21 protein-coding genes are annotated in these 24,246 nt (G+C 63.8%); 9 read left to right on the forward strand and 12 right to left on the reverse strand.

Annotated features, from left to right (window positions below):
• Positions 1-146: 146 nt before the first annotated feature.
• Together OOT33_RS11925 and OOT33_RS11930 are read left to right on the forward strand one after the other, a co-directional pair.
• Positions 147-752 carry a DUF4136 domain-containing protein gene (locus OOT33_RS11925; RefSeq protein WP_307750240.1) on the forward strand — a complete coding sequence of 202 codons (606 nt, stop codon included), beginning with the start codon at positions 147-149 and terminating at the stop codon, positions 750-752.
• The gene (locus tag OOT33_RS11930; protein ID WP_307750241.1) at positions 749-1,885 is read left to right on the forward strand and encodes a M14-type cytosolic carboxypeptidase; all 1,137 of its coding nucleotides are present in this window, start codon (positions 749-751) and stop codon (positions 1,883-1,885) included. Before OOT33_RS11925 ends, OOT33_RS11930 begins: the two co-directional genes overlap by 4 nt.
• On the opposite strand, the gene OOT33_RS11935 is transcribed toward OOT33_RS11930, so the two are convergent.
• The 7 genes from OOT33_RS11935 to OOT33_RS11965 all read right to left on the reverse strand — a co-directional run bounded on the left by OOT33_RS11935 (position 1,882) and on the right by OOT33_RS11965 (position 9,963).
• Complete coding sequence (locus tag OOT33_RS11935) at positions 1,882-3,021, reverse strand: ATP phosphoribosyltransferase regulatory subunit (RefSeq protein ID WP_307750242.1); 1,140 nt, start codon at positions 3,019-3,021, stop codon at positions 1,882-1,884. The two genes, OOT33_RS11930 and OOT33_RS11935, sit on opposite strands and share 4 nt — an antisense overlap.
• Before the next feature lie 43 nt (positions 3,022-3,064).
• On the reverse strand, positions 3,065-4,273 hold the full coding sequence (locus OOT33_RS11940) for a DUF445 family protein (RefSeq protein ID WP_307750373.1): 1,209 nt from the start codon (positions 4,271-4,273) through the stop codon (positions 3,065-3,067).
• A 49-nt stretch (positions 4,274-4,322) separates the two neighbouring features.
• Entirely contained in the window at positions 4,323-7,418 is a 3,096-nt protein-coding gene (locus OOT33_RS11945) for an efflux RND transporter permease subunit (protein ID WP_307750243.1), read from the reverse strand.
• Positions 7,415-8,602 (reverse strand): efflux RND transporter periplasmic adaptor subunit, encoded by a 1,188-nt coding sequence (locus tag OOT33_RS11950; protein WP_307750244.1) that lies wholly within the window; start codon positions 8,600-8,602, stop codon positions 7,415-7,417. The genes OOT33_RS11945 and OOT33_RS11950 overlap by 4 nt, the downstream gene beginning before the upstream one ends.
• Before the next feature lie 247 nt (positions 8,603-8,849).
• Positions 8,850-9,104: a GlsB/YeaQ/YmgE family stress response membrane protein gene (locus tag OOT33_RS11955; protein WP_307750245.1), complete on the reverse strand. Its 255-nt coding sequence runs from the start codon at positions 9,102-9,104 to the stop codon at positions 8,850-8,852.
• Positions 9,105-9,342: 238 nt separating this feature from the next.
• Positions 9,343-9,642, reverse strand: a complete 300-nt coding sequence (locus OOT33_RS11960) for a DUF1153 domain-containing protein (RefSeq protein ID WP_307750374.1) — start codon at positions 9,640-9,642, stop codon at positions 9,343-9,345.
• A 102-nt stretch (positions 9,643-9,744) separates the two neighbouring features.
• Complete coding sequence (locus OOT33_RS11965; RefSeq protein ID WP_307750246.1) at positions 9,745-9,963, reverse strand: hypothetical protein; 219 nt, start codon at positions 9,961-9,963, stop codon at positions 9,745-9,747.
• 201 nt (positions 9,964-10,164) lie between these two features.
• Here OOT33_RS11965 and mnmA point away from each other — a divergent pair, with 201 nt between their 5' ends.
• On the forward strand, positions 10,165-11,310 hold the full coding sequence (gene mnmA / locus OOT33_RS11970) for a tRNA 2-thiouridine(34) synthase MnmA (protein WP_307750247.1): 1,146 nt from the start codon (positions 10,165-10,167) through the stop codon (positions 11,308-11,310).
• Here the strand turns inward: mnmA and OOT33_RS11975 are convergent.
• Complete coding sequence (locus OOT33_RS11975) at positions 11,267-11,602, reverse strand: hypothetical protein (RefSeq protein ID WP_307750248.1); 336 nt, start codon at positions 11,600-11,602, stop codon at positions 11,267-11,269. The two genes, mnmA and OOT33_RS11975, sit on opposite strands and share 44 nt — an antisense overlap.
• Before the next feature lie 50 nt (positions 11,603-11,652).
• Between OOT33_RS11975 and OOT33_RS11980 the strand changes: the two genes are divergently transcribed.
• On the forward strand, positions 11,653-12,786 hold the full coding sequence (locus OOT33_RS11980) for a serine hydrolase (RefSeq protein ID WP_307750249.1): 1,134 nt from the start codon (positions 11,653-11,655) through the stop codon (positions 12,784-12,786).
• Between the two features lie 11 nt (positions 12,787-12,797).
• On the opposite strand, the gene OOT33_RS11985 is transcribed toward OOT33_RS11980, so the two are convergent.
• Together OOT33_RS11985 and pdxH are read right to left on the reverse strand one after the other, a co-directional pair.
• On the reverse strand, positions 12,798-13,775 hold the full coding sequence (locus OOT33_RS11985; RefSeq protein ID WP_307750250.1) for a cation diffusion facilitator family transporter: 978 nt from the start codon (positions 13,773-13,775) through the stop codon (positions 12,798-12,800).
• Positions 13,772-14,353 carry a pyridoxamine 5'-phosphate oxidase gene (pdxH, locus tag OOT33_RS11990; protein ID WP_307750251.1) on the reverse strand — a complete coding sequence of 194 codons (582 nt, stop codon included), beginning with the start codon at positions 14,351-14,353 and terminating at the stop codon, positions 13,772-13,774. Before pdxH ends, OOT33_RS11985 begins: the two co-directional genes overlap by 4 nt.
• A 134-nt stretch (positions 14,354-14,487) precedes the next feature.
• Between pdxH and OOT33_RS11995 the strand changes: the two genes are divergently transcribed.
• From OOT33_RS11995 to OOT33_RS12015, 5 genes are all read left to right on the forward strand, one after another.
• Entirely contained in the window at positions 14,488-15,459 is a 972-nt protein-coding gene (locus OOT33_RS11995) for a DnaJ C-terminal domain-containing protein (protein WP_307750252.1), read from the forward strand.
• Positions 15,460-15,490: 31 nt separating this feature from the next.
• Positions 15,491-16,456: a YhjD/YihY/BrkB family envelope integrity protein gene (locus tag OOT33_RS12000; protein ID WP_307750253.1), complete on the forward strand. Its 966-nt coding sequence runs from the start codon at positions 15,491-15,493 to the stop codon at positions 16,454-16,456.
• Positions 16,453-17,265 carry an enoyl-ACP reductase FabI gene (fabI, locus tag OOT33_RS12005; protein ID WP_307750254.1) on the forward strand — a complete coding sequence of 271 codons (813 nt, stop codon included), beginning with the start codon at positions 16,453-16,455 and terminating at the stop codon, positions 17,263-17,265. Before OOT33_RS12000 ends, fabI begins: the two co-directional genes overlap by 4 nt.
• A complete protein-coding gene (gene aroC / locus OOT33_RS12010; RefSeq protein WP_307750255.1) occupies positions 17,262-18,332 on the forward strand; it encodes a chorismate synthase in 1,071 nt (356 codons plus the stop codon). The genes fabI and aroC overlap by 4 nt, the downstream gene beginning before the upstream one ends.
• Before the next feature lie 225 nt (positions 18,333-18,557).
• Positions 18,558-19,052 (forward strand): hypothetical protein, encoded by a 495-nt coding sequence (locus OOT33_RS12015; protein ID WP_307750256.1) that lies wholly within the window; start codon positions 18,558-18,560, stop codon positions 19,050-19,052.
• A gap of 54 nt (positions 19,053-19,106) precedes the next feature.
• Here the strand turns inward: OOT33_RS12015 and OOT33_RS12020 are convergent, their stop codons facing one another.
• Both OOT33_RS12020 and rpoC read right to left on the reverse strand, forming a co-directional pair.
• Positions 19,107-19,907 carry an MOSC N-terminal beta barrel domain-containing protein gene (locus OOT33_RS12020; protein WP_307750257.1) on the reverse strand — a complete coding sequence of 267 codons (801 nt, stop codon included), beginning with the start codon at positions 19,905-19,907 and terminating at the stop codon, positions 19,107-19,109.
• 78 nt (positions 19,908-19,985) lie between these two features.
• Entirely contained in the window at positions 19,986-24,236 is a 4,251-nt protein-coding gene (rpoC, locus tag OOT33_RS12025) for a DNA-directed RNA polymerase subunit beta' (protein WP_307750258.1), read from the reverse strand.
• Positions 24,237-24,246 lie beyond the last annotated feature (10 nt).

Genomic DNA, 24,246 nt, shown 5'->3' on the forward strand with positions numbered 1-24,246 from the left:
CGCTGCCCCTATGGGGATCAGGCCGCAAAGTCAAGGCCGGGAGCTCAAGCTTTTTGCGAAGGGCGTGCTCGTTCAGCCTTGATGCAGCGAAAACGTGCGACCATCGTATAAACAGGATAAGGGTTGGGCGAAACAGGGAGAGTGCGATGCGCGGAATATATGACAAGGCCAGGCTGTTCCTTCCGCTAATGCTGCTGGGCGGCTGTGCGACGTCGGTGTCGCCGGTCGAGGTCACGCGCTTTCACGCGCCCGACCCGGTGGCGCGCTCTGGCGGGTTCCTGATCGAGCCGATGGTGCCGCAGGCGTCTGATTCGATCGAGTTCCGCACCTATGCCGCCGCCGTGAGCCAGGAAATGCAGCGCATCGGTTTCGTTGATGAGGCGGGCAAGCAGACCTTCGCGGCCAGCCAATATGTCGTGCGCGTTGATGCGCAGCGCAGCGTGCAATCGCCGCTCTCCAGCCGTTCACCCGTCAGTGTCGGAGTCGGGGGTTCCACCGGCAGCTATGGCAGCGGGGTGGGGCTGGGCATCGGGTTTGATCTCTCTGGCAAGCCCAAGAATATCGTGACCACCTCGCTGTCCGTGCAGATTCGCAAGCGGGCAGACAATAGCGCGATCTGGGAAGGCCGCGCGGTGACGCAGGCGAAGGAAGGTGCGCCCGCATCCCAGCCCGGCATGGCCGCTGCCAAGCTCGCGAGTGCGCTTTTTAGTGGCTATCCCGGAAAGTCCGGAGAGACTATCACCGTCAAATGACGGCATCATTCTCGATCAGCAGCAGCTTCGACGCAGGCAATATCCGCGTGACATCCACCGATTGCGCCGCTGCGCCATGGCGGGCGGAGCTGGAGATTGCGGCCGATCACCAGAGCGAGTTTTATCAGTGGTTTCACTTCCGCGTGTCGGGCGCGGCGGGGCAAGCGGTGCAGCTGGTGCTCACCAACTGCGCGGGCGCGGCCTATCCCGGCGGGTGGCCGGGCTATAAGGCGCGGGTGAGCGAGGACCGCGTGCACTGGCGCATGGCGGAGACGGACTATGCCGACGGCCGGCTTACGATCCGCGTTACCCCGCAGACCAACGCCCTGTGGGTCGCCTATTTCGCGCCCTATTCGATGGAGCGGCATCATGATCTTATCGCATGGGCGGCGGGGCAGCCGGGGGTGGCACACAAGGAGCTTGGCCTGACGCTCGATGGCCAGCCGCTCGACCTTATCAGCATGGGCGAGGGAGCCAAGCAGGTCTGGCTCTATGCGCGGCAGCATCCGGGCGAGACGATGGCCGAATGGTGGATGGAAGGCGCGCTGAGGCGGTTGTGCGACCCTGAGGACAGCGTGGCGCGGCTGTTGCGCGCGCGGGCGCGCATCCACTGCGTGCCGAACATGAACCCGGACGGCAGCCGGCGCGGGCATTTGCGCACCAATGCTGTGGGCGTGAACCTCAACCGCGAGTGGCATGATCCCTCGCTTGAGCGCAGCCCGGAGGTATTTCACGTGCGCGCGGAGATGGACAGCACCGGCGTCGATTTCGCGATCGATGTGCATGGCGACGAGGCGATCCCGCATGTGTTCATTGCCGGGTTCGAGGGCGTGCCGTCCCTGAAAGAGGACCGGCTTGCCCTCTATCACCGTTATCGTGAGGTGCTCGCCGCGCGCACGCCGGACTTCCAGACGAAGGTGGGGTATCCGGTTTCGTCACCGGGCCGGGCGAACCTCTCCATGTCCACCGCGCAGCTCGCCGAGCGCTATGGCGCCGTCAGCATGACGCTGGAAATGCCGTTCAAGGATCATGACGACCTGCCGGATGCGGACTATGGCTGGTCGCCCGCGCGCTCGATGCAGTTGGGGCGTGATTGCCTCGCCGTGCTGGCCGAGATGATTGACGATGTTTAGTAGGCGGTTGCGTCCGCGCCGTTGAGCCAGTGGGTGCAGCCGAGCGTGCGGCCATCGTCGGCTTCGGACAAGGCCGCCACTGTCCGCCAGCCTTCCGCCCGCAACGTGGCGGCGCGTTCGGCATCATGGCCGAGCGGCAGGAAGATGCGCCGTGCCTCCTCCGCGCCGAAGCCCGCGTCGATCAAGGGATCGGGATATAGCGAGAAGCCGATGGCGGGTTCGCTGTGCCCGTCCTTGTGGGCAATCGTATAGCTGCCGCCGCGCCCCAGCTCGCCGACGAAGCCCTCGGCAAAGATCGAGAAGCCGAACCATCGCTGATATTCGAAACCATGGCGCTCAGTCGGGTCCAGCGTCAGCGTGATGTCCCAGCCGATGGGCTTGGCGATGGCACGTAGCGCGGCGATCCGGCCCGCTAATGCCCCACCTGTCGCGGCGTCGATAGCCTCCAGCCGCTCCATCGCCGGGTGAAATGGCCCGGTCGCCTGGATGAGTGGCAGATAGGCCGCTGCCTGTGGCCCCAGCGCGACCAGGCCGCCTGCGTCCTTCGCGTCGAGCCGCGCGCGGACCGGCTCGATCAGATCGGGCGAGAGCGGCATCGGCCCTGCCGCCAGCGTGTCCACCAGATCGGGCAGGGTGAAGTCTATCGTGATCCCGTTGACGCCCGCCGCCTGGAGCGCAGCGATTGCTACGCCCACGATTTCCACGGCGGCGGCATCGCTGTCCGTGCCGATCAGCTCCGCGCCGAGCTGGGTCTCCTCGCGTTCCGGCCGCAGCTGATCCGCGCGCAGCTTGAGCACCTGGCCCGCGTAGCTGAGGCGCAATGGCCGCGCAGCCTTGCCCAGCCGGGTCGCTGCAATGCGGCTGATCTGGGCCGTGATATCCGGCCGCAGCGCCAGCATCCGCCCGGACGCGGGGTCGGTCGCGCGCATCAGATCCTGCGCGCTGGTGGACTGGAGCCGCACGAGCAGGCTGTCCTCAAACTCCGCCATCGGCGGCATGACCCGCGCATATCCGTATGACGCCACGCTATCGAGCACGTGCCGCACCAGCTGCGCCGATGCTTCCGCCTGCGGGGGCAGGCGGTCAGACAGGCCTTCGGGCAGTAGGCCCATGTCGGGGGGCGGGGATGCGCTCATGCCGGTCGCTTTAGGCGGCAATGCAGGGCGCGACAAGTCCCCCTTACATCAGCACATCCACGGTGTGGATCGCGACGCCGACCAGCCCGCCGACAAGCGTGCCGTTGATGCGGATATATTGCAGATCGCGGCCCACGGCGCTTTCCAGCCGTTCCGTCACGGTGCCCGCGTCCCAGCCGCGCACCGTCTCGCTCACCAGCCGGACGATGCTGTCGCCATAGCTGGCGGTGAGGCCGACGACGGCGCGGCGGACGAACCGGTTGATCACTGTCTTGAGCGCCGGATCGCCTTCGATGCTCATGCCGATCTGGCGCAGCGCCTCGCCGAATTTGCCTGCAACGACCGCCTCAGGGTCTCTTGCCACGCGCAGCAATGCGGCGCGGCCCTGCTCCCACAAGCCATCGATCCATTTCTGGAGGGCGGGATTGGCGATGACCTCGTCACGGATGCGCGCGACCTTCGCCTGCATTTCGGGGTCGTGCTGAAGCCGGTGGGCGAAGGTCTCCAGCCCTTCGAGCGCGCGCAGGCGGACGGGATGCTCGCGATCCTCCGCCATCTCGGCAAAGAGTTTCATCAGGCCATCAAGAATGGCGTTGGCCAGCGTCTCATCGAGGCCGGTGAGGCGCAACAGCTTGCCTGCGCGCTGGCTGACCATGGCGCGAATGAGGTCGGCCTGGCTTTCGAGCGTGCGCGCGGCCCAGCCGATGCCTGCATCGATCACGGCCTCATGCCGCCCCTCGCGCATCGCGGCCTCAAGCGCCTGCCCGATCAGCGGCGCAAGGTTGAGCGCGCCGAGGCGATGAACCAGTGCGCCCTTTGCCATGCGGCCGAGGCGCTCCTCATCCATCGCCTCCAATATGTCTGCCACCAGCCGGGAGGCGCCTTGCCGGAGCCGCCCGGCCATGCGTTCGGTCGGGCGCGCGAGGAAACGGCCGACTGCGCCTGCGACATCGAGGCGACCCATGCGCCGCGCGACCACATGCGGCACGAGGAAATTGTCGCGCAGGAAGGCGGCGAGCGCGTCGCCGATACGGTCCTTGTTGCGTGGGATGATCGCGGTGTGCGGAATCGGCAGGCGCAGCGGGTGACGGAACAGCGCCGTCACTGCAAACCAGTCCGCCAGCCCACCCACCATCGCCGCTTCCGCGAATGCCTGGACGAAGCCCACGGCGGGGTGGACGTCTGCCCACATGCGCGCCGCGATGAAGACGACCGCCATTGCCAACAGCAACCCCGTGGCTGCGCGCTGCATCGCCAGACGCGCGGCATCGGGCCGGTCTGTCGGTTCGGCTGGCCGCACCTTATTCCGCCGGCTGGGCCGCCGCGCCCTCGCCATGTTTGTCCGGGTCGTAGGTGAGCAGCGCCTTTCTCAGCTTCGGGCCAATCTTCTCTTCCAGGCCGATCGCGAGGCTGAATGCCGACGGGACGATCAGCAGCGTCAAAAAGGTTGACAGCAGAAGCCCGCCTATCACCGTTATGCCCATCGGTTGCCGCCAGGCCGCATCGCCTGAAAGCGAGATTGCGGTTGGCACCATGCCCCCCACCATCGCCACCGTGGTCATGATGATCGGCTGGGCGCGCTTATGTCCTGCGTCCATGATCGCGTCATATCGGGGGACGCCTTTCTCCATCTCTTCCAGCGCAAAGTCGACAAGCAGGATCGAGTTCTTGGCCACGATGCCGAGCAGCATCAGCAGCCCGATCAGCACCGGCATGGATACCGGGGTATTTACGAGGTGGAGCGCCAACGCGCCACCCAAGGGCGCCAGCGCGAGCGAACTCAAATTGACGAACGGCGGCATCACGCGCTTGTACAGCAGCACAAGCACGGCAAAGACCAGCAGGATGCCCGAGATAACGGCGATCACGAAATTGGTCATGAGTTCCTTCTGCCACTTTGCCTGGCCAACCTCGAGCTTTCGCACTCCATTGGGCAGATTGGTGAGGATCGGCAATGCGTCGATTTTGTCGGTGGCCTCGCTGCTGACCACGCCCGGAGCCATGTCAGCGCCGATCACGACGCGGCGCACCTGATTATAACGCCTGATTTCGGTCGGCCCGGCGCCGAAGCTGATATCCGCCACCAGTTTCAGCGGCACGGAGCCGCCATTGGCGGTCGGCACGGGCATGTTCTGGATGCTGGAAATGTCCTTCCGCGCATCCTCCTCCATCGAGACACGGATCGGCACCTGCCGGTCGGACAGCGAGAATTTGGCGCTGTTCTGGTCTATGTCACCCAGGGTCGCGATGCGCACGGCCTGGCTCAGTGCCACGGTCGTTACGCCCAGGTCCGCCGCCAGATCCATACGCGGGCGGATGATGATCTCCGGTCGCTTGATGTCGCCACTCACGCGCGGGGCGCGAATCTCGGGTATCTGCCCCATCTGCGCTACCAGCGTATTTGCCGTCTTCTCGAGCAGCGCGGTGTCGTCGCCTCCGAGCATGATCGTGATGTCACGTCCGCTCGTTGGCGCACCGCCCTGATCCTGCGCCTGGAAATAGACGCGCGCGTCCGCCACTTGAGCCAGCTTGTGCGCAGTTCTCCGCTCCCAGTCGACGCTGCTGATCGGGCGATCCTTGCGCAATGTGAGATAAATGTCGGCGGATGTGGGCTGAATGTCGCTGAACGCGGCGTCGACCACGTCCTTGTCTTCCATCAATATGTCAGACACCTGCTGGGTCACCCGGCGCGACTGTTCCAGGGTTGTGCCAGGAACAAGTTCGATTTTGACCTGACTATAGTCAACGTTCAGCGTGGGCTGAAAGGTGAAGGGGAGAGTATAGAACGCCAGCACCGTCGCAATCAGTGCCCCGCCGCCGCCAAGAAACACCACCTTATAGCGGTGCTCCAGCGACCATTTGAGCAGGCGCATGTAATTGTCCATCAACCAGCCTTCGCCGTGCGTGGCCTCGCCATGTGCCTTCAAAAAGTAGGCGGCGATCATTGGTGAGATCATCCGCGCCACTGCCAGGCTGAGCAGCACGGCGATGACCACGGTCATGCCGAACTGGATGAAAAACTGGCCGGAAATTCCGGGCATCAAGGCCACCGGCAGGAAGACGGCAACGATCGACATTGTGGTGGCGAGCACCGCGAGGCCGATCTCGTCCGCCGCGTCGATCGAGGCCTGATAGGCGGACTTGCCCATGCGCATATGGCGCACGATGTTCTCGATTTCGACGATCGCATCATCCACCAGCACACCCGCAACGAGGCTGAGCGCCAGCAGGGAGATGGTATTGAGCGTGAAGCCCATCATGTCCATGAACCAGAACGCAGGGATCGCCGAAAGCGGTATTGCCAGCGCGGAGATGAAGGTCGCGCGCCAATCCCGCAGGAAAACGAATACGATGATCACAGCCAGGATCGCGCCTTCTACCATCGAGGTCATGGCGCTCTTGTATTGGCTCTTGGTATAGTCGACGCTGGTGAACAGCTCTTTGAACCGGACCCCGGGGTGCTCCTTCGCTAACGCAGCCAGTTCCTTCTTCGCCTCGTCATATACGGTGACGTCGGACGAACCTTTGGCCTTTTCCATCGCGATGCTGGTCACCTGCTTGCCGTTCATCACCGAGAGTGAACGCTGCTCGGCGTACATATCCTTGACTTCGGCCAGCTCATCGAGACGCACCGAACGGCCATTGCCGATCTCTATCTGCGATTGGCCGAGAGCAAAGGCTGTGGCGGCATTGCCGAGTACGCGGACGGACTGCTCCGCCCCGGCGATCTCGGCCCGGCCGCCGGCAGCATTGATGTTCATCATGCGCAACTGCTGATTGATCTGGGCCGCGCTGATGCCATAGGCCTGCAAGCGATCCGGTTTCAGAATTACGCGTATCTCGCGGTCCACGCCACCTCCGCGCCGCACCGCCGCCATGCCCTCGATGCCGAGCAGCCGCTTCGCCACCGTGTTGTCGACGAACCATGAAAGCTGCTCCAGCGTCATGTCGGTCGCCTCGACGCTCCAGTAGGCGATAGGCCCGCCCTCAACATCAACCCGGAGAACCTGCGGCTCCAATATGCCGTCAGGCAAATCGCTGCGAATCTGCGACACCGCATTGCGCACGTCGTTGAGCGCGCGGTCGACCGGGGTGCCGATCATGAACTGCACCATCGTCATGCTGGTGCCTTCGCGGGCGTAGGATATGATCTCATCGACGCCGTTGATGCCCCGCACCGCAGCCTCGACACGCTGCGTCACCTGGGTCTCCAGCTCGGAAGGCGCGGCGCTTGGCTGCGAAACTTCCACGCGGACCACGGGGAAGCTGACATCGGGATTGTTATTGATGTCCATCCGCATGAAGGACACCACGCCGGCGAGCATCAGCCCGGCGAACAGCACGAGCGGCAGCACCGGGTTGCGGATGCACCAGCTCGAGATATTGCGGAAACTCATTGGGACCGTCCTGTCCTCGCAGATACGGCCTTGTCAGCTTTCGGCTGAACCTTTTGCCCTGGCGTGACGAAGCCGCCAGCCAGCGCCACGACGCGCTCCGAACCGCTCAGTCCGCTCATCACGGACACGCCGCTTGCGGATACCTGCCCTACCCTGACGTTGCGCCGCTCAACGACATCACTGGCGTTGACGATATAGACATAGCTGCCCTTGTCGTCGTTCTGGATCGCCGATTCCGGCAGCACTGGCGCCTGGGCCGTGCCGCTCACGATCCGCGCGGAGGCAAAGCCGCCGGGGCGGATGTCTTTGTGATAGGGAACGGCGATGCGAGCCATGCCGAGGCGCGTCTGCGGATCGATCACCGGTGAGATCTGCCAGACCGTCCCGACATAGGCCTGTTTACCGCCGACAGGAGTCACCTCGGCCTGATCGCCCACCGATAGCTGGGCAAGATCGGCCTCGCTGAGCCGCGCCATCAACTCCATCTCGCCGCCCTTGGCCATGCGAAACAGGACGCCGCTGCCCGCGCTGACCACCTGGCCGGGTTCCACCGCGCGAGTCAGGACGAGGCCCGCCGCAGGGGCGCGGATATCCAGCCGCCCGATGCGCGCACGCTGTTCGTTATACTGCGCTTCTGCCACGCGCACCCGCGCGAGTGCGGCATCACGTGTGGCCGTTCTGCGGTCTAAATCAGCCTTGCTCACAAACCCGTTGGCGACCAGGGCTGTGGCGCGATCAAGGTCATTCTGGGCAAGACGGGCGTCCGCGCGCGCGACCTGAATGGCGGCGGCAAGCGAAGCGCCCTGCTGGGCCTGTACCGAGCGCTCGACGCGGGCGAGCACCTGGCCTGCGCGCACCCAGTCACCCGGCTCGACCAGCACAGCGCTGACGGAGCCACCCTCGCCGACGACGCCAACGGGCATCTCGCGCCGCGCGGCCAGAGTGCCTGTTGCCGTGACAGTGGCTGAAACAGCGCTGCGGCCAGGCTGCACGACGGTGACGCGAGGCATGGCTCCATCGCCGCCGATGCCGGTGGTGTCTTCGGGAGCTTTGTGGGTCAATATGGCCAGCACGACAAGCGCAAGCACCACCAATCCGGCAATGATAATGAGCTTCCTGCGGCGCGCGAGCTCTGGATCGCCTGCTTCCAGCCTGTCGCCAGCAAACCCCGTTTCGAATTTCATTATCAGCCTTCCTGAAACGGGAGCGCACACGCGCCGCCGCTCACTATTTTCTCCCTGAACCTTCCCATCCGATTCCGGCACGGGGGATAGGCTACAGACAGGCGCAAGATGGTCGTGGACTGATGGTAAATCAAGTCTGAACAGAGCCTTTATGGCGCAATGCAAAACGAGTCATATGCCGAAAGAGGCATATGACTCGCCGATATTATCGCGTGGACCGCCTGGGCAGGTCGATCACGATTTTGCGTTAGCGCACCGAGCCGCGACGGACCAGATTGACGAGCGCAAGCAATATTACCGCGCCGACCAGCGAAACGAGGAAACTCGCCAACGAAATGCCATCATTGATGGTACCACCGCCGAAGATCAGTCCGCCCAGGAAGGCACCTACAATGCCAACGACGATGTTGAGCAGAATGCCCTGCTGCGCGTCTGTCCGCATCAGCAGACTTGCCAGCCAGCCAACCACGCCGCCTACGATAAGCCAGATAATCAGTCCCATATTCGCCTCCTCAAAACCATGCCCCTCGGCAGTTTTCACCTTGCCGAAGTAGAACGGTCCTGCGCGGTCTTGGTTCCAATCGGGGGCGAGAGGAGGCGGCCGAGGCCAAGCCTCGCCACAAAAATACCGCCTGCCGGTGAGGGCAGACGGTCAGTCGTCGCACAATAAAAATTTGCCTTAAATCCGAAGCGTTAGTGCACGCATGATGCAGCGCGGTTCGGTTTTGCCTTAACAAGCCTCAATAGCGCTGGTGGCGTTCGTAGAGGGACTTGTAGTGCTGGATGCGGGTGACGCGCAGGCCCGGCATGCCGGCGCGGTCGACCGCGCGCTGCCAGCCAGCGAATTCCTCCAGCGTCAGCGAATAGCGCTCGCATGCCTCGTCCACCGTGAGCAGGCCGCCGTTCACGGCCGCTACCACCTCCGCCTTGCGGCGCACGACCCAGCGGGTGGTGCCGGGGGCGGGGAGGGAGGCCAGCGTCAAGGGTTCGCCGAGGGGGCCGACTACCTGCGCGGGGCGTATTTTCTGATTCTCGATCATTCCAACCTCAATTAACGGCACGGGGCCTTTTTGTGCTCTCGATGGCGCCTTTATGCAGTCCAGCCTTCAACATCGGCTAAAGCGCGATAGTAAACGCGATCTTCACCTTCTTTTCCCCACCATCAATTGATGCGCGACAGCCGGATTGAAGCTGCCGCCCAGAACGACGGTTTCGATCAACCCGTCGCCTCCCGACATGATGGCGCATGCCAGAATATGAACAGTGTCCGGCGCGTGTTCCTGCCCCCGCAGGACGCCCTCGGCTATGGCGCGGCCACACAATGTCCGCCTCGCCAAAGCCGCTGCCCTGATATCCGCCATCGACACAGCCTCGAAAGACGAGCGTGCCGACCCGGCGGAACTCAGTGCAAAACTCATGTCCATTGGGCGATCCTAGCGAACAATGGATAAAGGCCGGTAAACCGGGAGGTGAGAAGCTGTTAGCATTCCCTAATGAACGGTTCGGCGTGCCGGTGATTTAACGGGTGCATCAATTTCCCTTCGCTTCTATATGCGCGGCCCATGGCGCAGCGTTCCGATCTCCCTGTCGATTTTCAGCTCGATGGCCCCATGGCAGGGCGCCGGATCGTCGTCGCGATGTCCGGCGGGGTGGATTCGAGCGTGGTGGCTGCTTTGGCCGCGCGCACTGGCGCTGAGGTAATCGGCGTGACGCTGCAGCTCTATGACCATGGCGCGGCGGTTAAGCGGGCGGGAAGCTGTTGCGCCGGGCAGGACATCCGCGATGCGCGCGCCGTGGCGGATCGAATCGGCATCGCCCATTATGTGTTCGACTATGAGTCGCGCTTTCGCGATTCGGTGATCGCCGACTTCGCGAACGAATATATGGCGGGGCGCACGCCCATACCCTGCGTCAAATGCAATATGGGCGTGAAGTTCACCGATCTGTTCGCACTGGCGCGGGATCTGGGGGCGGATTGCCTCGCGACCGGGCACTATGTGCGGCGGGTTATAGGCGCGGACGGGCGCGCGCAGCTGCATCGCGCTGCCGACCCGGCACGGGACCAGAGCTATTTCCTGTTCGCCACCACGCAGAATCAGCTTGAGTATCTGCGCTTTCCGCTGGGGGGAATGCCCAAGGGCCAGGTGCGCGAGATCGCCGCCGAGATCGGCCTACCTGTGGCGCTGAAGCCGGACAGCCAGGATATCTGCTTCGTGCCCGATGGCGACTATGCCAGCGTGGTGCGCAGGGTGCGGCCAGATGCCGATGCGGGCGGCGAAATCGTCGACATGGAAGACCGCGTGCTGGGGGAGCACAAAGGGCTGATCCACTACACTGTGGGTCAGCGCAAGGGGCTGGAGCTGGGCGGTTTGCCGGAACCGCTCTATGTCGTGAAGCTCGACGCGGCAACCCGGCGCGTGATCGTGGGGCCGAAGCGCGCACTGGCCGTGGGGGAGGCGGTGCTGACGGACATCAACTGGCTGGGCGGGGACTTTTCCGGGCCGTGCATGGCCAAGGTGCGCTCGCTCGCGAAGCCTGTGTCGGCACGGCTGGCCGGGGACCGCCTCGTGTTTGACAATCCGGAATATGGCGTCGCGCCGGGGCAGGCGGCGGTGCTTTATGATGGGGATCGGGTGCTTGGCGGCGGCTGGATACATGAAACCTTCAGCGCGCTTCCTGCTCCATCACACAGCCAAAGCCCGGCCTGAACGCGGCCCGCGCGCTTCCCAGAAGCGGCACCGAGGCGCGCACGGCTTTTTCCTCCGGCACCTCGGAGACAGACGCCATCCAGGCATCGTCGCGAATGTCGTGCGCACAGCTGTTGGCGTCGCGGCCGCCGATATAGCGGCAGGAGCAGGTGATTCGCGCCGCATAGGCCGCGCCGGTCGCGCCCGCGCGCTGCCATGTGCCCCAGTTCCACCACGCATAGACCAGCATGATCGCCAGCAGCGCGGTCAATATCCATCGCGCCCAACCCACATTGCCGCTTGTGCGAACCATGACTGCCCTTTTCGAAACGATGTGGTAAACGCCCACCGATGAATGGGCTGATGAACAGCAAAAAATGGCTCGCGGCAAGTGTGCTGCTGCTCCTCGCGCTGGCGGTGGGGGCGTTATGGCACAGGCATGCCGGTGCGCAGGGCGAAACGCCGCCCGCCGATCTCTCCCGCTATCGCACCTTGCAGGGCAGCGGCAGCATCGGCGCGCAGCAGATTGCGGATGCCGCCGAGGGGCTGTTCGACGAGGATGCTGCGGGCGCGACGCAGGCCTTTGTCATGATGCGTGACGGGCAAATCCTTGCCGAGCGCTATGGCGAGGGGATAGGGCCGCAGACGAAGCTCCTTTCCCGCTCGATCGCCAAGACGGTGACGGCGACACTGATCGGCCTGATGGTGTCGGACGGGCGGCTGGCGCTCGATAGCCCCGCGCCGGTGCCCGCATGGAGCCAGCCCGGCGATCCGCGCGGCGCGATTACGCTAAGCAACCTGTTGCAGATGACATCGGGGCTGGAGCACAGCGAAGACGGCCCGCCGCTCTATGAGGCGGATACGGTGCGCATGATCTTCACCGATGGCTCGGCCGACATGGCGGGCTTTGCCGAGGCCAAGCCGATCGCGCATCCGCCGGGTAGCCAGTTCACTTATTCCACCGCCGACACGATGATCCTCTCTGACCTGATGACGCGGATGCTGACCACCAGTGGCGAGGCGGATCAGCGGCGCGCGGCGATGATGGAGTTCATTGGCGGCCGCCTGACGACGCCGCTCGGCCTCGCCAGTCTGACGCCTGAGTTCGACAGGCGCGGCACCATGATCGGCGGGGCAATGATGTATATGACGGCGGGGGATTATGCGCGCTTCGGCGAATTTCTGCGTAACAAGGGGCGAGTGAAGGGGCATCAGGTGCTCTCGGCGCGCTGGGTGGAGTTCATGACCACTCCCTCGCCGCGTAACCCCGCCTATGGCGGGCATGTCTGGCTCAACCGCGAGGGGAAAGAGAACCCGCTGTTCCCCGGCAGAGGCTCCCGCCGCATTTTCGCCGCCGTCGGGCATCATGGGCAGTATTTGCTGGTCGATCCAACGCGGCGGTTGGTGATCGTTCGCATGGGAATCTCGAACGTCGTGCAACGAGAGGGCGTGCGCCGCTCGCTCGTGCGGCTCGTGGAGCTGTTTCCGCAGGGATAGGGTGCGCGGGTTCAGGCGGGTTTAGCCGCGCCATCCTCCTGCGCCAGCAGCCGCTCTGCTTCGATGCCGCGCAGCGGATCGTCCCCGCTCTCGACATGGCCGTCGGGATCCGGGTGGATCAATATGTCCACGCCGGGGAAATCCTTCATCAGCGCCGCCTCGATCTCGTCCATCACGTCATGCGCCTCCCGCACGGTCATGTTTGGATCGACCGAGGCATGAAACTGGACGAAGCGCAGCGCGCCGGAGGAACGCGTACGCATGTCGTGAATGCCATGGAGCTGGGGATGGCGCGAGGCGACTTCCAGGAAATGCTGGCGCTCCTCCACCGACCATTCCTTGTCCATCAAATGATCGAGCGCATCGGACGCGGCATGATATGCGTTCCACGCGAGCCAGCCTGCGATGCCGACTCCGAAGAGCGGATCCACGCCCGACACGTTGAGATACTGGTCCAGCACCAGCGCGACGATAACCGAGAGATTGAGGTAGAAATCGGACTGATAGTGGAGCTTGTCGGTGCCGATGGCGAGGCTGCCCGTCTTCGCGATCACGCGCTTTTGGTACAGCACCAGCCCGAGGCTGAGCAGAATGGCGATGAGCGAGACACCGATGCCTTCGCCCGCGCCTGTTGTTGCGTGTGCGCCCGAAATAAGCCGGTGCGCCGATTCCCAGGCCAGCCCGACCGCCGCGATCGTGATGAGCGTCACCTGAAACAGGCTGGCGAGCGCCTCCGCCTTGCCGTGGCCGAAGCGGTGTTCGATATCCGCCGGTTGCGCGGCCCAGTGGACTCCGAGCAACGTGACGATGCTGGCGACGAGATCGAGGCTGGTGTCGGCGAGCGAGCCTAGCACCGCAACCGAACCGGTACGCCACAGCGCCCAGGCCTTGAGCGCGAGCAGGATCGTCGCCACCGCCACGCTTGCGAGTGCGGCGTTGCGGGTAAGCTTGCCGCGCTGCGCGATGCTCGGCGGTGGGGTCGTGCTCATGGATAGAGCATGCCCCTGGACCAGCCGCCTTGGCCATCCGCGACATAGAGCCAGCGTTCGTGCAGCCTGTGCTCGCGGTCTTGCCAGAATTCGATTTGGCGCGGGGCGAGGCGGAAACCGGACCAGTGCGGCGGGCGGGGGACGTCCTGCCCCTCGAACTCCGCCTTCATTTCGGCGTACCGGTTCATGAACACCTCGCGGCTCTCAAGCGGGCGCGACTGTTCCGACGCCCAGGCGCCGAGCTGGCTGTCGCGGCTGCGCGTGGCGAAATAGGCGTCAGCGGTAGCGTCGTCGACACGGGAAACCGCGCCTTCGATGCGTACCTGGCGGCGCAGCGATTTCCAGTGAAACAGCAATGCGGCATTCGGGTTGGCCAACAGGTCTCCTGCCTTGCGTCCCTCGAAATTGGTGTAAAAGATGAAGCCCTCCGGCCCGTGCCCTTTCAGCAACACCATGCGCACGGAGGGACGTCCCTGCCCATCAACCGTCGCCAGCGCCATCGCGTTGCCGTCATTGATTTCGCTGTGCCGCGCTTCGGCAAACCATTCGTCAAACAGGGTGAAGGGGTCTTCCGTCATTGCGCTGTCCTAGCTCTTGTCACGGTGCGTTGTCGAGCGCACAGGCTCTTTTCGCTGCATTCTTGTCTTGAAGCAGGGCGCTCTCTACGCCACATGATGCAGATCAATGGAATGCGGGTTTTTTCAGGACGGGCATGGCGGATCCTTACAGCACATTGGGTGTGGCGCGCGGCGCGAGCGAGGCGGAGATAAAATCCGCCTATCGCAAGCTCGCGAAAGAGCTGCATCCCGATAGGAACAAGGACAATCCCAAGGCGGCAGATCGCTTTGCGCAGGCAACCAACGCCTATGATCTGCTGAGCGACAAGGACAAGCGCGCCCGCTTCGATCGGGGCGAGATTGACGGCGACGGCAATCCTACCAGTCCTTTCGGCTATGGCGGCGGCGGCTTTGGCGGGCGCGGCGGAAATGCCAACGCCTATGCGGCATATGGCTCGGGCGGGCAGGGCGGGCCGGAAGGGTTCGAGTTCGGCGGAGCGGGCGGCCCCGATCTCGGGGATCTGTTCGAAGGTCTGTTCGGCGGCGGCAAGCGCGGCGCATCCGGCTTTGGCGGCGATTTCGGCGGGCGTGGGCGCGGCCGCGCGCCGAAGGGCGCGACGGTCAATTACCGCCTCGCGGTCGATTTCACCGACGCCGCCACGCGCGCGACACAGCGCATCACGTTGCAGGACGGCAAGACTATCGACGTCAAGCTGCCGCTCGGTGTCGAGCATGGCACGCAGATGCGCCTTGCCGGCAAGGGCGAGCCGGGGCCGGGCGGCGCGGGCGATGCGATCATCACGATTGAGATCCGCCCGCATCCCTTTTTTCGCCAGGATGGGCACGATGTGCGCCTCGACCTGCCGATCACGCTCGATGAGGCGATGAACGGCGGCAAGGTGAAGGTGCCGACGGTGGACGGCCCGGTGATGCTGGCGGTGCCGCCGGGCAGCAGCTCAGGCAAGACGCTGCGCCTCAAGGGCAAGGGCTTTTCGACCAAGGACGGTTCGCGCGGCGATCAGCTCGTCACGCTGATGATCGACCTGCCCGCCGATGACCCGGAACTGCGCGAATTTCTTGCGCGTTGGAGTGATACGCGTCCGATACGGTCCGGACTGGCCGGATAGCTAAGCAGCGGCGCTGTTAGCGGGAGCTTCAATGCAAGACCATTCCCCTCTCGCGCCTGAGTCCCGTCGCAAGGATCGAAGCTATTCGATCCATCGCTGGAAAGACAGCCTGGGGCGGACGCGCCGCAGCGCCTATGCACTCGAGATCGTCAAGCGGGTGGCGGTGGGCGCTTATAATGACGGGTTCATCCACGCGGGCAACCTGGCCTACAACTCGTTGCTGGTGTTGTTTCCGTTCTTCATCGTCGCCGCATCGATCGCCAGCATGTTCGGGAAAACGGAGGACGGAGCCGCCGCCGTCAACGCCTTCTTCCTCGCCGTGCCGCCTGATGTGGCGGATGTGCTCCGCCGCCCGATCCACAATGTCATCAACGCGCGGACGGGATCGGGCATCGTCTGGCTCGGCCTCGCAGTCGCGATCTGGAGCAGCGGCAGCCTGATAGAGACGATTCGCGACATTTTGCGCCGCGCCTATGGCACGACGAGCACAACTCCGTTCTGGAAGCACCGCTTAAGCTCCATCGGCATCGTGATCGCCAGCGTGTTCGGAACGATGATCGCCTTTTCGGCCCAGGTCGCGGTGACCGGAGCTGACGAATTCATCCAGCGGGTACTCCCCTTTGCAGACAATGCGATGACTTTCATCAACGCCACCAAGCTGGTGCCGCTGGTGGTGCTGACCATCGCGCTCTACGGGCTGTTCTACTCGCTGACGCCCAAGAAATATCGCGGGCCGGAGTTTCCGAAATGGCCGGGCGCGCTGTTTACGGCTTTGTGGTGGTATGCGGTGGTGCTGATCCTGCCATGGGCGCTTTCGCACCTTGCCGATTATGACATGACCTATGGCAGCCTTGCCGGTGTGATGATCACCCTCATTTTTTTCTTCCTCGTCGGGCTTGGCGTGGTAATTGGCGCGGAACTGAATGCCGCGCTGGCGGAATTTCCGCCGCCGGATGGTGGGGATGAGCATAATAAGCAAGAGGTGGACCACGCATGACGGGTTTGATGGCAGGCAAGAGGGGGCTGATCATGGGCCTCGCCAACGACAAGTCGCTCGCCTGGGGAATTGCAAAGGCGCTGCACGCGCAGGGAGCGCAGATGGCGTTCTCCTATCAGGGCGAGGCGCTGGAGCGGCGCGTGCGACCGCTCGCGGCGGAGGTTGGTTCGGATTTCCTGATCCCGTGCGACGTGTCGGACATGGACAATCTCGACGCCGCGTTCGGCCTTTTGGCGGAGAAGTGGCCGACGATCGACTTCGTCGTTCACGCCATCGGCTTTTCGGACAAGAACGAGCTGCGCGGCCTTTATGTCGACACCAGCCTCGAGAATTTCCTGCTGACCATGAACATCTCTGCCTACAGCTTCGTAGCGGTCGCGAAGCGGGCGCGGGCGATGATGCCCGAGGGCGGCAGCCTGCTGACACTCAGCTATTATGGTGCGGAGAAGGTGATCCCGCATTATAACGTGATGGGCGTGGCGAAGGCTGCGCTAGAGACGTCGGTAAAATATCTCGCGATGGATCTGGGGCCGGAGAATATCCGCGTGAACGCCATTTCCGCCGGGCCGATCAAGACGCTGGCGGCAAGCGGCATCGGTGACTTTCGCTATATCCTCAAATGGAACGAGCTGAACTCGCCGCTGCGCCGCAATGTGACGATCGAGGATGTCGGCGGCGCGGGGCTGTATCTGCTCTCGGGCCTGGCAAGCGGCGTGACGGGTGAGATCCACCATGTCGATGCGGGCTATAACGTCATCGGCATGAAGGCCGAGGACGCGCCCGATATGGCATTGGACAAGGCCGAGTGAGTTTCAACACATTCGGCAGCGTCTTTCGCTTTACCACATGGGGGGAGAGCCACGGCCCCGCCATCGGCGCAGTGGTGGATGGCTGCCCGCCGGGATTGCCGCTGAGCGAGGCGGACATTCAGCCCTTTCTCGACAAGCGCCGGCCCGGCACCTCCAAATTCACGACGCAGCGGCAGGAGCCGGATCAGGTCCGCATCCTCTCGGGCGTATTTGAAGGCAAGACGACCGGCACGCCGATCAGCCTGATGATCGAGAATGTCGACCAGCGCTCGAAAGATTATGGCGATGTCGCCAAGGCCTATCGGCCGGGTCACGCCGACTATGCCTATGACGCGAAATACGGCTTTCGCGATTATCGTGGCGGCGGGCGCAGCAGTGCGCGCGAAACAGCCTCGCGCGTGGCGGCGGGCGCGGTCGCGCGGCTGGTGATACCGGAGGTGTCGATCCTCGGCTATGTCAGCGCGATTGGTGGAGACGCGATCGACCCCGCCAATTTCGATGCGGCCGAGATCGGCAATAATCCTTTCTTCTGCCCGGACGCAAAGGCCGCAGCGCGGTGGGAAAAGCTTGTCGATGCCGCGCGCAAGGACGGTTCCTCGCTCGGTGCGGTGGTCGAATGTGTGGCGACCGGCGTTCCTGCGGGATGGGGAGCGCCGCTCTATGCCAAGCTCGATGCGCAGCTTGCCAGTGCGTGCATGAGCATCAATGCGGTGAAGGGCGTCGAGATCGGCGACGGTTTTGCGGCCGCGGCGCTGCGCGGCGAGGAGAATGCCGACCCGATGCGGCCCGGCGAAAACGGATCGCCGCAGTTCCTTGCCAATCACGCGGGAGGTATTGCAGGTGGCATCTCCACCGGCCAGCCGATCCGGGTGCGGGTGGCGTTCAAGCCGACGAGTTCGATCCTGATCCCGGTCGAGACGATCACACGAGACGGCGATGCGTCCGAGATCATCACCAAGGGGCGGCATGACCCCTGCGTCGGTATTCGCGGCGTGCCGGTGGTCGAAGCGATGATGGCGCTGGTGCTGGCGGACCAGAAACTGCTCCACCGCGCGCAGTGCGGGTGACGCTCAACTCAAGATGAATATTTGTTGGAGCGCGCTGCGTTAAATCTGACGCAAGACGCGCGCTCCATCTTTTTGTTGTCGCATCGCTTTCGCCAAAAACCGGTTCCCACTTTTGGCGCGATGCTTTAATGTATTGTTTTTACCGTCTTATTTGGAGACGGTGAGGAACTCTCATCTTTGTCAGCGTGTTGTCTCTTTCGGCACAGTTATGTCGAGGAGAATATCATGTTGAAGGCAACTATATCCCTTATCGCGCTCACGCTGGCGATCCCTGCGGCGCAGGCCCAGCTGGGCGGTGTGACGGGCGGCGTCACTGGAGGTGTGACTGGCGGCTTGGGAAGCACGGCCGGTGGCGCGCTGAACGGCGCAGGATCGGTCACAGGTGGCGTCAATGCTGACACGACCCGCGTAGGCGACACGGTGTCTAACACGGCGCAGACGGCGAAAGACACCACCGAAGCCACCAAATCGACCGTAGACACCGCCGCCGACAAGACGGCTGACAAGGCCAGGGACACAGCGCATGCTGCGCACAAACGCGCGGCCAAAGCCAAGGATAAGGCCGCTGACGCCGCGACCGTCGCAAAGGAGAAAGCCACTGACGCGCTCACTTCCGACCACAGCGTGAGCGGAGACGCCAAGGTGGGCGGTTCGGCTTCGGCTTCGCCCAGCGGCGCCAGCGCCAGTGCGAGCGTGGGTGCGGGCGCTTCGGCCCGATAATCGAAATATATAGTGGAAATCAGGGGCGGGCCGCGAGGTTCGCCCCTTTTCGCGTCAGGCCGAGACGACGCGATCGCCGACAGATAACCGACCGGGCGTTAGTTCCGGCACGGCGTTCATGCCGAACAGCGCCCCCTGCGGGCCGAACTGGCCCAGCCGCCGCAGCGCCGTGGGCACGGCATTGCCTTCCTGTCGCTCGCCGGTATCTGGCTGCTGCGTGATGACGATGCAGCGGATGCAGGCTTTGGGGAGGCGGAGGCGCAGATTGCCGGCCTCCAGCGCGCTCCAGCCGCGTTCGGCCCAGGCTTTCTCGCTGCCCGATAGAACGATGTTGGGCCGGAAGCGCGCCATCTCGACCGGCGTCTCCAGCGTGGCGTTGAGCGCGGCGAGCGACGCCTCGGTGGCAATGAGGACAGGAAAGGCGTCGGCAAAGCTCACCGTATCGCCGGCGCGGGCATATGTGGGGTCGACGGGGCGGTTGGTTTCTTCGGGCAAATAGGCGAGGCGCAGCGTGCGGCCCGCGATCTGCGAAATCAGGCGGCTTGCGTCATTCTCCACCACATAGGCGGGCGCCGTGTCGCGCCACACGGTTACAGTCGCCAGTACGCCATCCGTCAAGGTTGCGGGCAGGAACGCGTTTCCGTCCTGCGCGTGGAGCCGGAAGCCGCCTTGGTCGAGACTCATCCCGATCCGGGCCAGCACCGGCAACTCGCGCCGGGTGACGAAGCGGCCCTGCGCATCGACGATCATCCAGCGCCGATCCCCCGCCAGCCCGCGCGGCGTGACCTCGGCCTCTTGAAGCGCGACCGGGCCGAGGCTCTTTACGGGATAGATGGCAAGCGCGCTGATCTGCATTATCACCCCATAACAAAAAGCCCGCCCGGAAGCGAACCTCCGGGCGGGCTGTAATTTCTGCTCAAGCGAGCGGTGAACTTATTCCACGTCTTCCGTCGTAAAGTCGTCACCCTGCACCTTGGCCAGCGGATCGTCGCCGATTGCGGCTTCCGGACCCTGCATCAGCTCATAAGCATGCTCTTCGGCCGCGGACTGCGGCGCGATGAGGTGCGCTTCGATGCTGCGCAGTGATGCGCGGAGGGCGGCGTCTCGGCTGTTCGCCGTCACGCGCAGGCGGTTCATGCCCGCGCCGGTACCCGCCGGGATGAGGCGGCCGACGATGACATTCTCCTTGAGGCCGACGAGCGTGTCCTTCTTGCCCTGAACGGCGGCTTCGGTGAGCACCCGCGTCGTTTCCTGGAAGGAAGCGGCGGAGATGAAGCTGCGCGTCTGGAGCGAGGCCTTGGTGATGCCCAGAAGAACAGGCTTGCCCTCGGCGGGCTGCTGACCCGGTTCGAGCTTGGCGTTGATCTCGTGCATCTCCTCGGCGTCGAGCTGCTCGCCCGGCAACAGGGTGGTGTCGCCGCCGTTGGTGATCTCAACCTTCTGCAGCATCTGGCGAACGATCACCTCGATGTGCTTGTCGTTGATCTTCACGCCCTGCAAGCGATAGACTTCCTGGATTTCGCTGACCAGATATTCGGCCAGCGGCTCGATGCCGAGCACTTCCAGAATGTCGTGCGGGTCGGGCGAGCCACCGATCAGGTTGTCACCGCGCTTCACATAGTCGCCTTCCTGAACGTCGATCACCTTGGACTTGGGGATCAGATATTCGATCGGCTCGCCGCCGTCCTCGGGCTGGATGGCGATCTTGCGCTTCGCCTTATAGTCCTTGAGGAACTGGACGCGGCCGGAGACCTTGGCGATGATCGCGTTGTCCTTGGGCTTGCGTGCCTCGAACAGCTCGGCCACGCGCGGCAGACCGCCGGTGATGTCGCGGGTCTTGGCGGCCTCGCGGCTGACACGGGCGAGCACGTCACCCGCCTGAACCGCCTGGCCATCCTCGACCGAGAGCATCGCGCCGATAGCGAGCATGTAGCGCGCGGACTCGCCGCTCGCGTCATCGAGCAGGGTGAGGCGGGGGCGCAGGTCTTCCTTGGTGCGCGACGAGGCCCGATGCTCGGTGACGACGCGCTGGGCGATGCCCGTCGCTTCGTCGACCTGCTCGGTCAGCGTCTTGCCGTCGATCAGATCCTGATACTTCACGACACCCGGCTTTTCGGTGATCACCGGCATGGTGTACGGATCCCACTCCGCGATCCGGTCACCCTTCTTGACCTTGGCGCCATCGGCAAAACTGATCACCGCACCATAAGGCAGGCGGTGCATCGCCCGCTCGCGACCCTCGTCGTCGATGATCGCCAGCTCGCCGTTGCGGGCGAGGCTGAGGCGGCGGCCACGGCTGTCGACGATGGTCGGCATGTCGCGCAGCTCGATGGTGCCATCCGAAACGGCTTCGAGGTTGGAGGTTTCGTTGAGCTGAGCCGCGCCGCCGATGTGGAAGGTTCGCATCGTCAGCTGGGTGCCGGGCTCACCGATCGACTGTGCGGCGATGACGCCGACAGCTTCGCCGATGTTGACAGGCGTACCACGTGCGAGGTCACGGCCATAGCACTTGCCGCACACGCCCATCTTGCTCTCGCAGATAAGCGGCGAGCGGATCTTGACCGCCTGAATGCCGATGGCCTCGATTTTAGCGACCAGCGCCTCGTCAAGCAGCGTGCCCTCGGCGACGAGGATGCTGCCGTCCTTGCTGTCGACGATGTCCTCTGCCGTGGTGCGGCCAAGGATGCGCTCGCCGAGCGAGGCAATGACGTTGCCGCCCTGCACGATGGCCTTCATTTCCAGCGCGCGGTCGGTGCCGCAATCTTCCTCGACGATGGTGCAGTCCTGGCTGACGTCTACCAGACGGCGGGTGAGATAGCCGGAATTCGCGGTTTTCAACGCCGTGTCCGCGAGGCCCTTGCGGGCGCCGTGGGTGGAGTTGAAATATTCGAGAACCGTGAGGCCTTCCTTGAAGTTCGAGATGATCGGCGTTTCGATGATCTCCCCGGACGGCTTGGCCATCAGGCCGCGCATGCCCGCAAGCTGCTTCATCTGCGCCTGAGAACCACGCGCACCGGAGTGCGCCATCATGTAGATGGAGTTGATCGGCGCCATGCGGCCGTTCTCGTCCTTCGGCTGGGCGCGGATCTCGTCCATCATCGCGTTTGCCACCTGATCGCCGCAGCGGGACCAGGCGTCGATCACCTTGTTGTACTTTTCCTGCTGGGTGATGAGGCCGTCCTGATATTGCTGTTCATAGTCAGCAACCTGCGCCTTGGTCTCATCGACCGTGGCTTCCTTCGAGGCCGGGATCACCATGTCGTCCTTGCCGAAGCTGATGCCGGCCTGGAACGCATGGCGGAAGCCAAGGCTCATGATCGCGTCGGCGAACAGCACCGTGTCCTTCTGGCCGGTGTGGCGATAGACCTGATCGATCACGTCGCCGATTTCCTTCTTGGTGAGAAGGCGGTTGACGATCGGGAACGGAACCTTGTGGCTCTTGGGCAGGCACTCGCCGAGCAGCATGCGGCCCGGCGTGGTTTCGAACCGCTTCATGATCTGCTCGCCGTTCTCGTCTGTCTGCGGCACGCGCGCGATGATCTTGCTGTGCAGCGTGACGGACTTGGTGAACAGCGCCTGATGCACCTCGGCCATGTCGGCGAACATCATGCCCTCGCCCGGCTCGCCTTCGCGCTCCATCGAGAGATAATAGATGCCCAGCACCATGTCCTGCGAGGGGACGATGATCGGCTTGCCGTTGGCGGGCGAAAGGATGTTGTTGGTGGACATCATCAGCACGCGCGCTTCCAGCTGCGCCTCAAGGCTCAGCGGAACGTGAACGGCCATCTGGTCACCGTCGAAGTCGGCATTGAACGCCGAGCAGACGAGCGGGTGCAGCTGGATCGCCTTGCCCTCGATCAGCACAGGCTCGAACGCCTGAATGCCGAGGCGGTGGAGCGTCGGCGCGCGGTTGAGCATCACCGGGTGTTCGCGGATCACCTCGTCGAGGATGTCCCAGACTTCCTTGCGCTCCTTCTCGACCCACTTCTTCGCCTGCTTCAGGGTCATGGACAGACCCTTGGCGTCGAGGCGGGCGTAGATGAACGGCTTGAACAGCTCCAGCGCCATCTTCTTGGGCAGGCCGCACTGGTGCAGCTTCAGCTCAGGCCCGGTCACGATCACCGAACGGCCGGAATAGTCGACGCGCTTGCCGAGCAGGTTCTGGCGGAAGCGGCCCTGCTTGCCCTTCAGCATGTCTGACAGCGACTTCAGCGGACGCTTGTTGGCGCCGGTGATGACGCGGCCACGGCGCCCGTTATCGAACAGGGCGTCTACCGCCTCCTGCAGCATGCGCTTTTCGTTGCGGACGATGATGTCCGGCGCGCGCAGCTCCATCAGGCGCTTCAGGCGATTGTTACGGTTGATGACGCGGCGATAGAGATCGTTGAGGTCGGACGTCGCGAAGCGGCCGCCGTCCAGCGGCACCAGCGGGCGCAGCTCCGGCGGGATTACCGGCACGACATCGAGGATCATCCACTCCGGGCGGTTGCCGGACTCGAGGAAGCTTTCGACGACCTTGAGACGCTTGATGATCTTCTTGGGCTTCAGCTCGCTCTTGGTGGTGGCGAGTTCCTCGAGCAGCGCCTGCTTCTCGCCCTCAAGGTCGAGGTTGATGAGCATCTGCTTGACCGCTTCGGCGCCGATGCCGGCGGTGAAGGCGTCCTCGCCATATTCGTCCTGCGCGTCGATCAGCTCATCCTCGGTGAGCAGCTGATAGCGGTCTAGCGGGGTCAGGCCCGGCTCGATGACGATGTAGCTCTCGAAGTAAAGCACGCGCTCCAGCTGCTTCAGCTGCATGTCGAGCAGCAGGCCGATGCGGCTGGGCAGGGACTTCAGGAACCAGATGTGCGCGACCGGGGCGGCGAGCTCGATATGGCCCATGCGCTCACGCCGGACCTTCGATACGGTAACCTCAACGCCGCACTTTTCGCAGACGATGCCCTTGTATTTCATGCGCTTGTACTTGCCGCACAGGCACTCATAATCCTTGATCGGGCCGAAAATGCGCGCGCAGAACAGGCCGTCTCGCTCCGGCTTGAACGTGCGGTAGTTGATGGTCTCCGGCTTCTTGATCTCGCCGAAGGACCAGCTGCGGATGCGCTCTGGCGAAGCAAGGCCGATCTGGATCTGGTCGAAGGTTTCCGGCTTCTGGATCGGGTTCGCGAAATTGGTCAGTTCGTTCATAATTCTTCCT

It is taken from the genome of Sphingobium sp. DEHP117 (assembly GCF_030867385.1).
Lineage (GTDB): Bacteria > Pseudomonadota > Alphaproteobacteria > Sphingomonadales > Sphingomonadaceae > Sphingobium.

Excerpts from the sequence above, each read along its gene's own strand:
- OOT33_RS11925 (WP_307750240.1), top strand. The coding sequence starts at position 147 with ATGCGCGGAATATATGACAAGGCCAGGCTGTTCCTTCCGCTAATGCTG.
- OOT33_RS11930 (WP_307750241.1), top strand. The coding sequence starts at position 749 with ATGACGGCATCATTCTCGATCAGCAGCAGCTTCGACGCAGGCAATATC.
- OOT33_RS11935 (WP_307750242.1), bottom strand. The coding sequence starts at position 3,021 with ATGAGCGCATCCCCGCCCCCCGACATGGGCCTACTGCCCGAAGGCCTG.
- OOT33_RS11940 (WP_307750373.1), bottom strand. The coding sequence starts at position 4,273 with ATGCAGCGCGCAGCCACGGGGTTGCTGTTGGCAATGGCGGTCGTCTTC.
- OOT33_RS11945 (WP_307750243.1), bottom strand. The coding sequence starts at position 7,418 with ATGAGTTTCCGCAATATCTCGAGCTGGTGCATCCGCAACCCGGTGCTG.
- OOT33_RS11950 (WP_307750244.1), bottom strand. The coding sequence starts at position 8,602 with ATGAAATTCGAAACGGGGTTTGCTGGCGACAGGCTGGAAGCAGGCGAT.
- OOT33_RS11955 (WP_307750245.1), bottom strand. The coding sequence starts at position 9,104 with ATGGGACTGATTATCTGGCTTATCGTAGGCGGCGTGGTTGGCTGGCTG.
- OOT33_RS11960 (WP_307750374.1), bottom strand. The coding sequence starts at position 9,642 with ATGATCGAGAATCAGAAAATACGCCCCGCGCAGGTAGTCGGCCCCCTC.
- OOT33_RS11965 (WP_307750246.1), bottom strand. The coding sequence starts at position 9,963 with ATGGCGGATATCAGGGCAGCGGCTTTGGCGAGGCGGACATTGTGTGGC.
- mnmA (WP_307750247.1), top strand. The coding sequence starts at position 10,165 with ATGGCGCAGCGTTCCGATCTCCCTGTCGATTTTCAGCTCGATGGCCCC.
- OOT33_RS11975 (WP_307750248.1), bottom strand. The coding sequence starts at position 11,602 with ATGGTTCGCACAAGCGGCAATGTGGGTTGGGCGCGATGGATATTGACC.
- OOT33_RS11980 (WP_307750249.1), top strand. The coding sequence starts at position 11,653 with ATGAACAGCAAAAAATGGCTCGCGGCAAGTGTGCTGCTGCTCCTCGCG.
- OOT33_RS11985 (WP_307750250.1), bottom strand. The coding sequence starts at position 13,775 with ATGAGCACGACCCCACCGCCGAGCATCGCGCAGCGCGGCAAGCTTACC.
- pdxH (WP_307750251.1), bottom strand. The coding sequence starts at position 14,353 with ATGACGGAAGACCCCTTCACCCTGTTTGACGAATGGTTTGCCGAAGCG.
- OOT33_RS11995 (WP_307750252.1), top strand. The coding sequence starts at position 14,488 with ATGGCGGATCCTTACAGCACATTGGGTGTGGCGCGCGGCGCGAGCGAG.
- OOT33_RS12000 (WP_307750253.1), top strand. The coding sequence starts at position 15,491 with ATGCAAGACCATTCCCCTCTCGCGCCTGAGTCCCGTCGCAAGGATCGA.
- fabI (WP_307750254.1), top strand. The coding sequence starts at position 16,453 with ATGACGGGTTTGATGGCAGGCAAGAGGGGGCTGATCATGGGCCTCGCC.
- OOT33_RS12015 (WP_307750256.1), top strand. The coding sequence starts at position 18,558 with ATGTTGAAGGCAACTATATCCCTTATCGCGCTCACGCTGGCGATCCCT.
- OOT33_RS12020 (WP_307750257.1), bottom strand. The coding sequence starts at position 19,907 with ATGCAGATCAGCGCGCTTGCCATCTATCCCGTAAAGAGCCTCGGCCCG.
- rpoC (WP_307750258.1), bottom strand. The coding sequence starts at position 24,236 with ATGAACGAACTGACCAATTTCGCGAACCCGATCCAGAAGCCGGAAACC.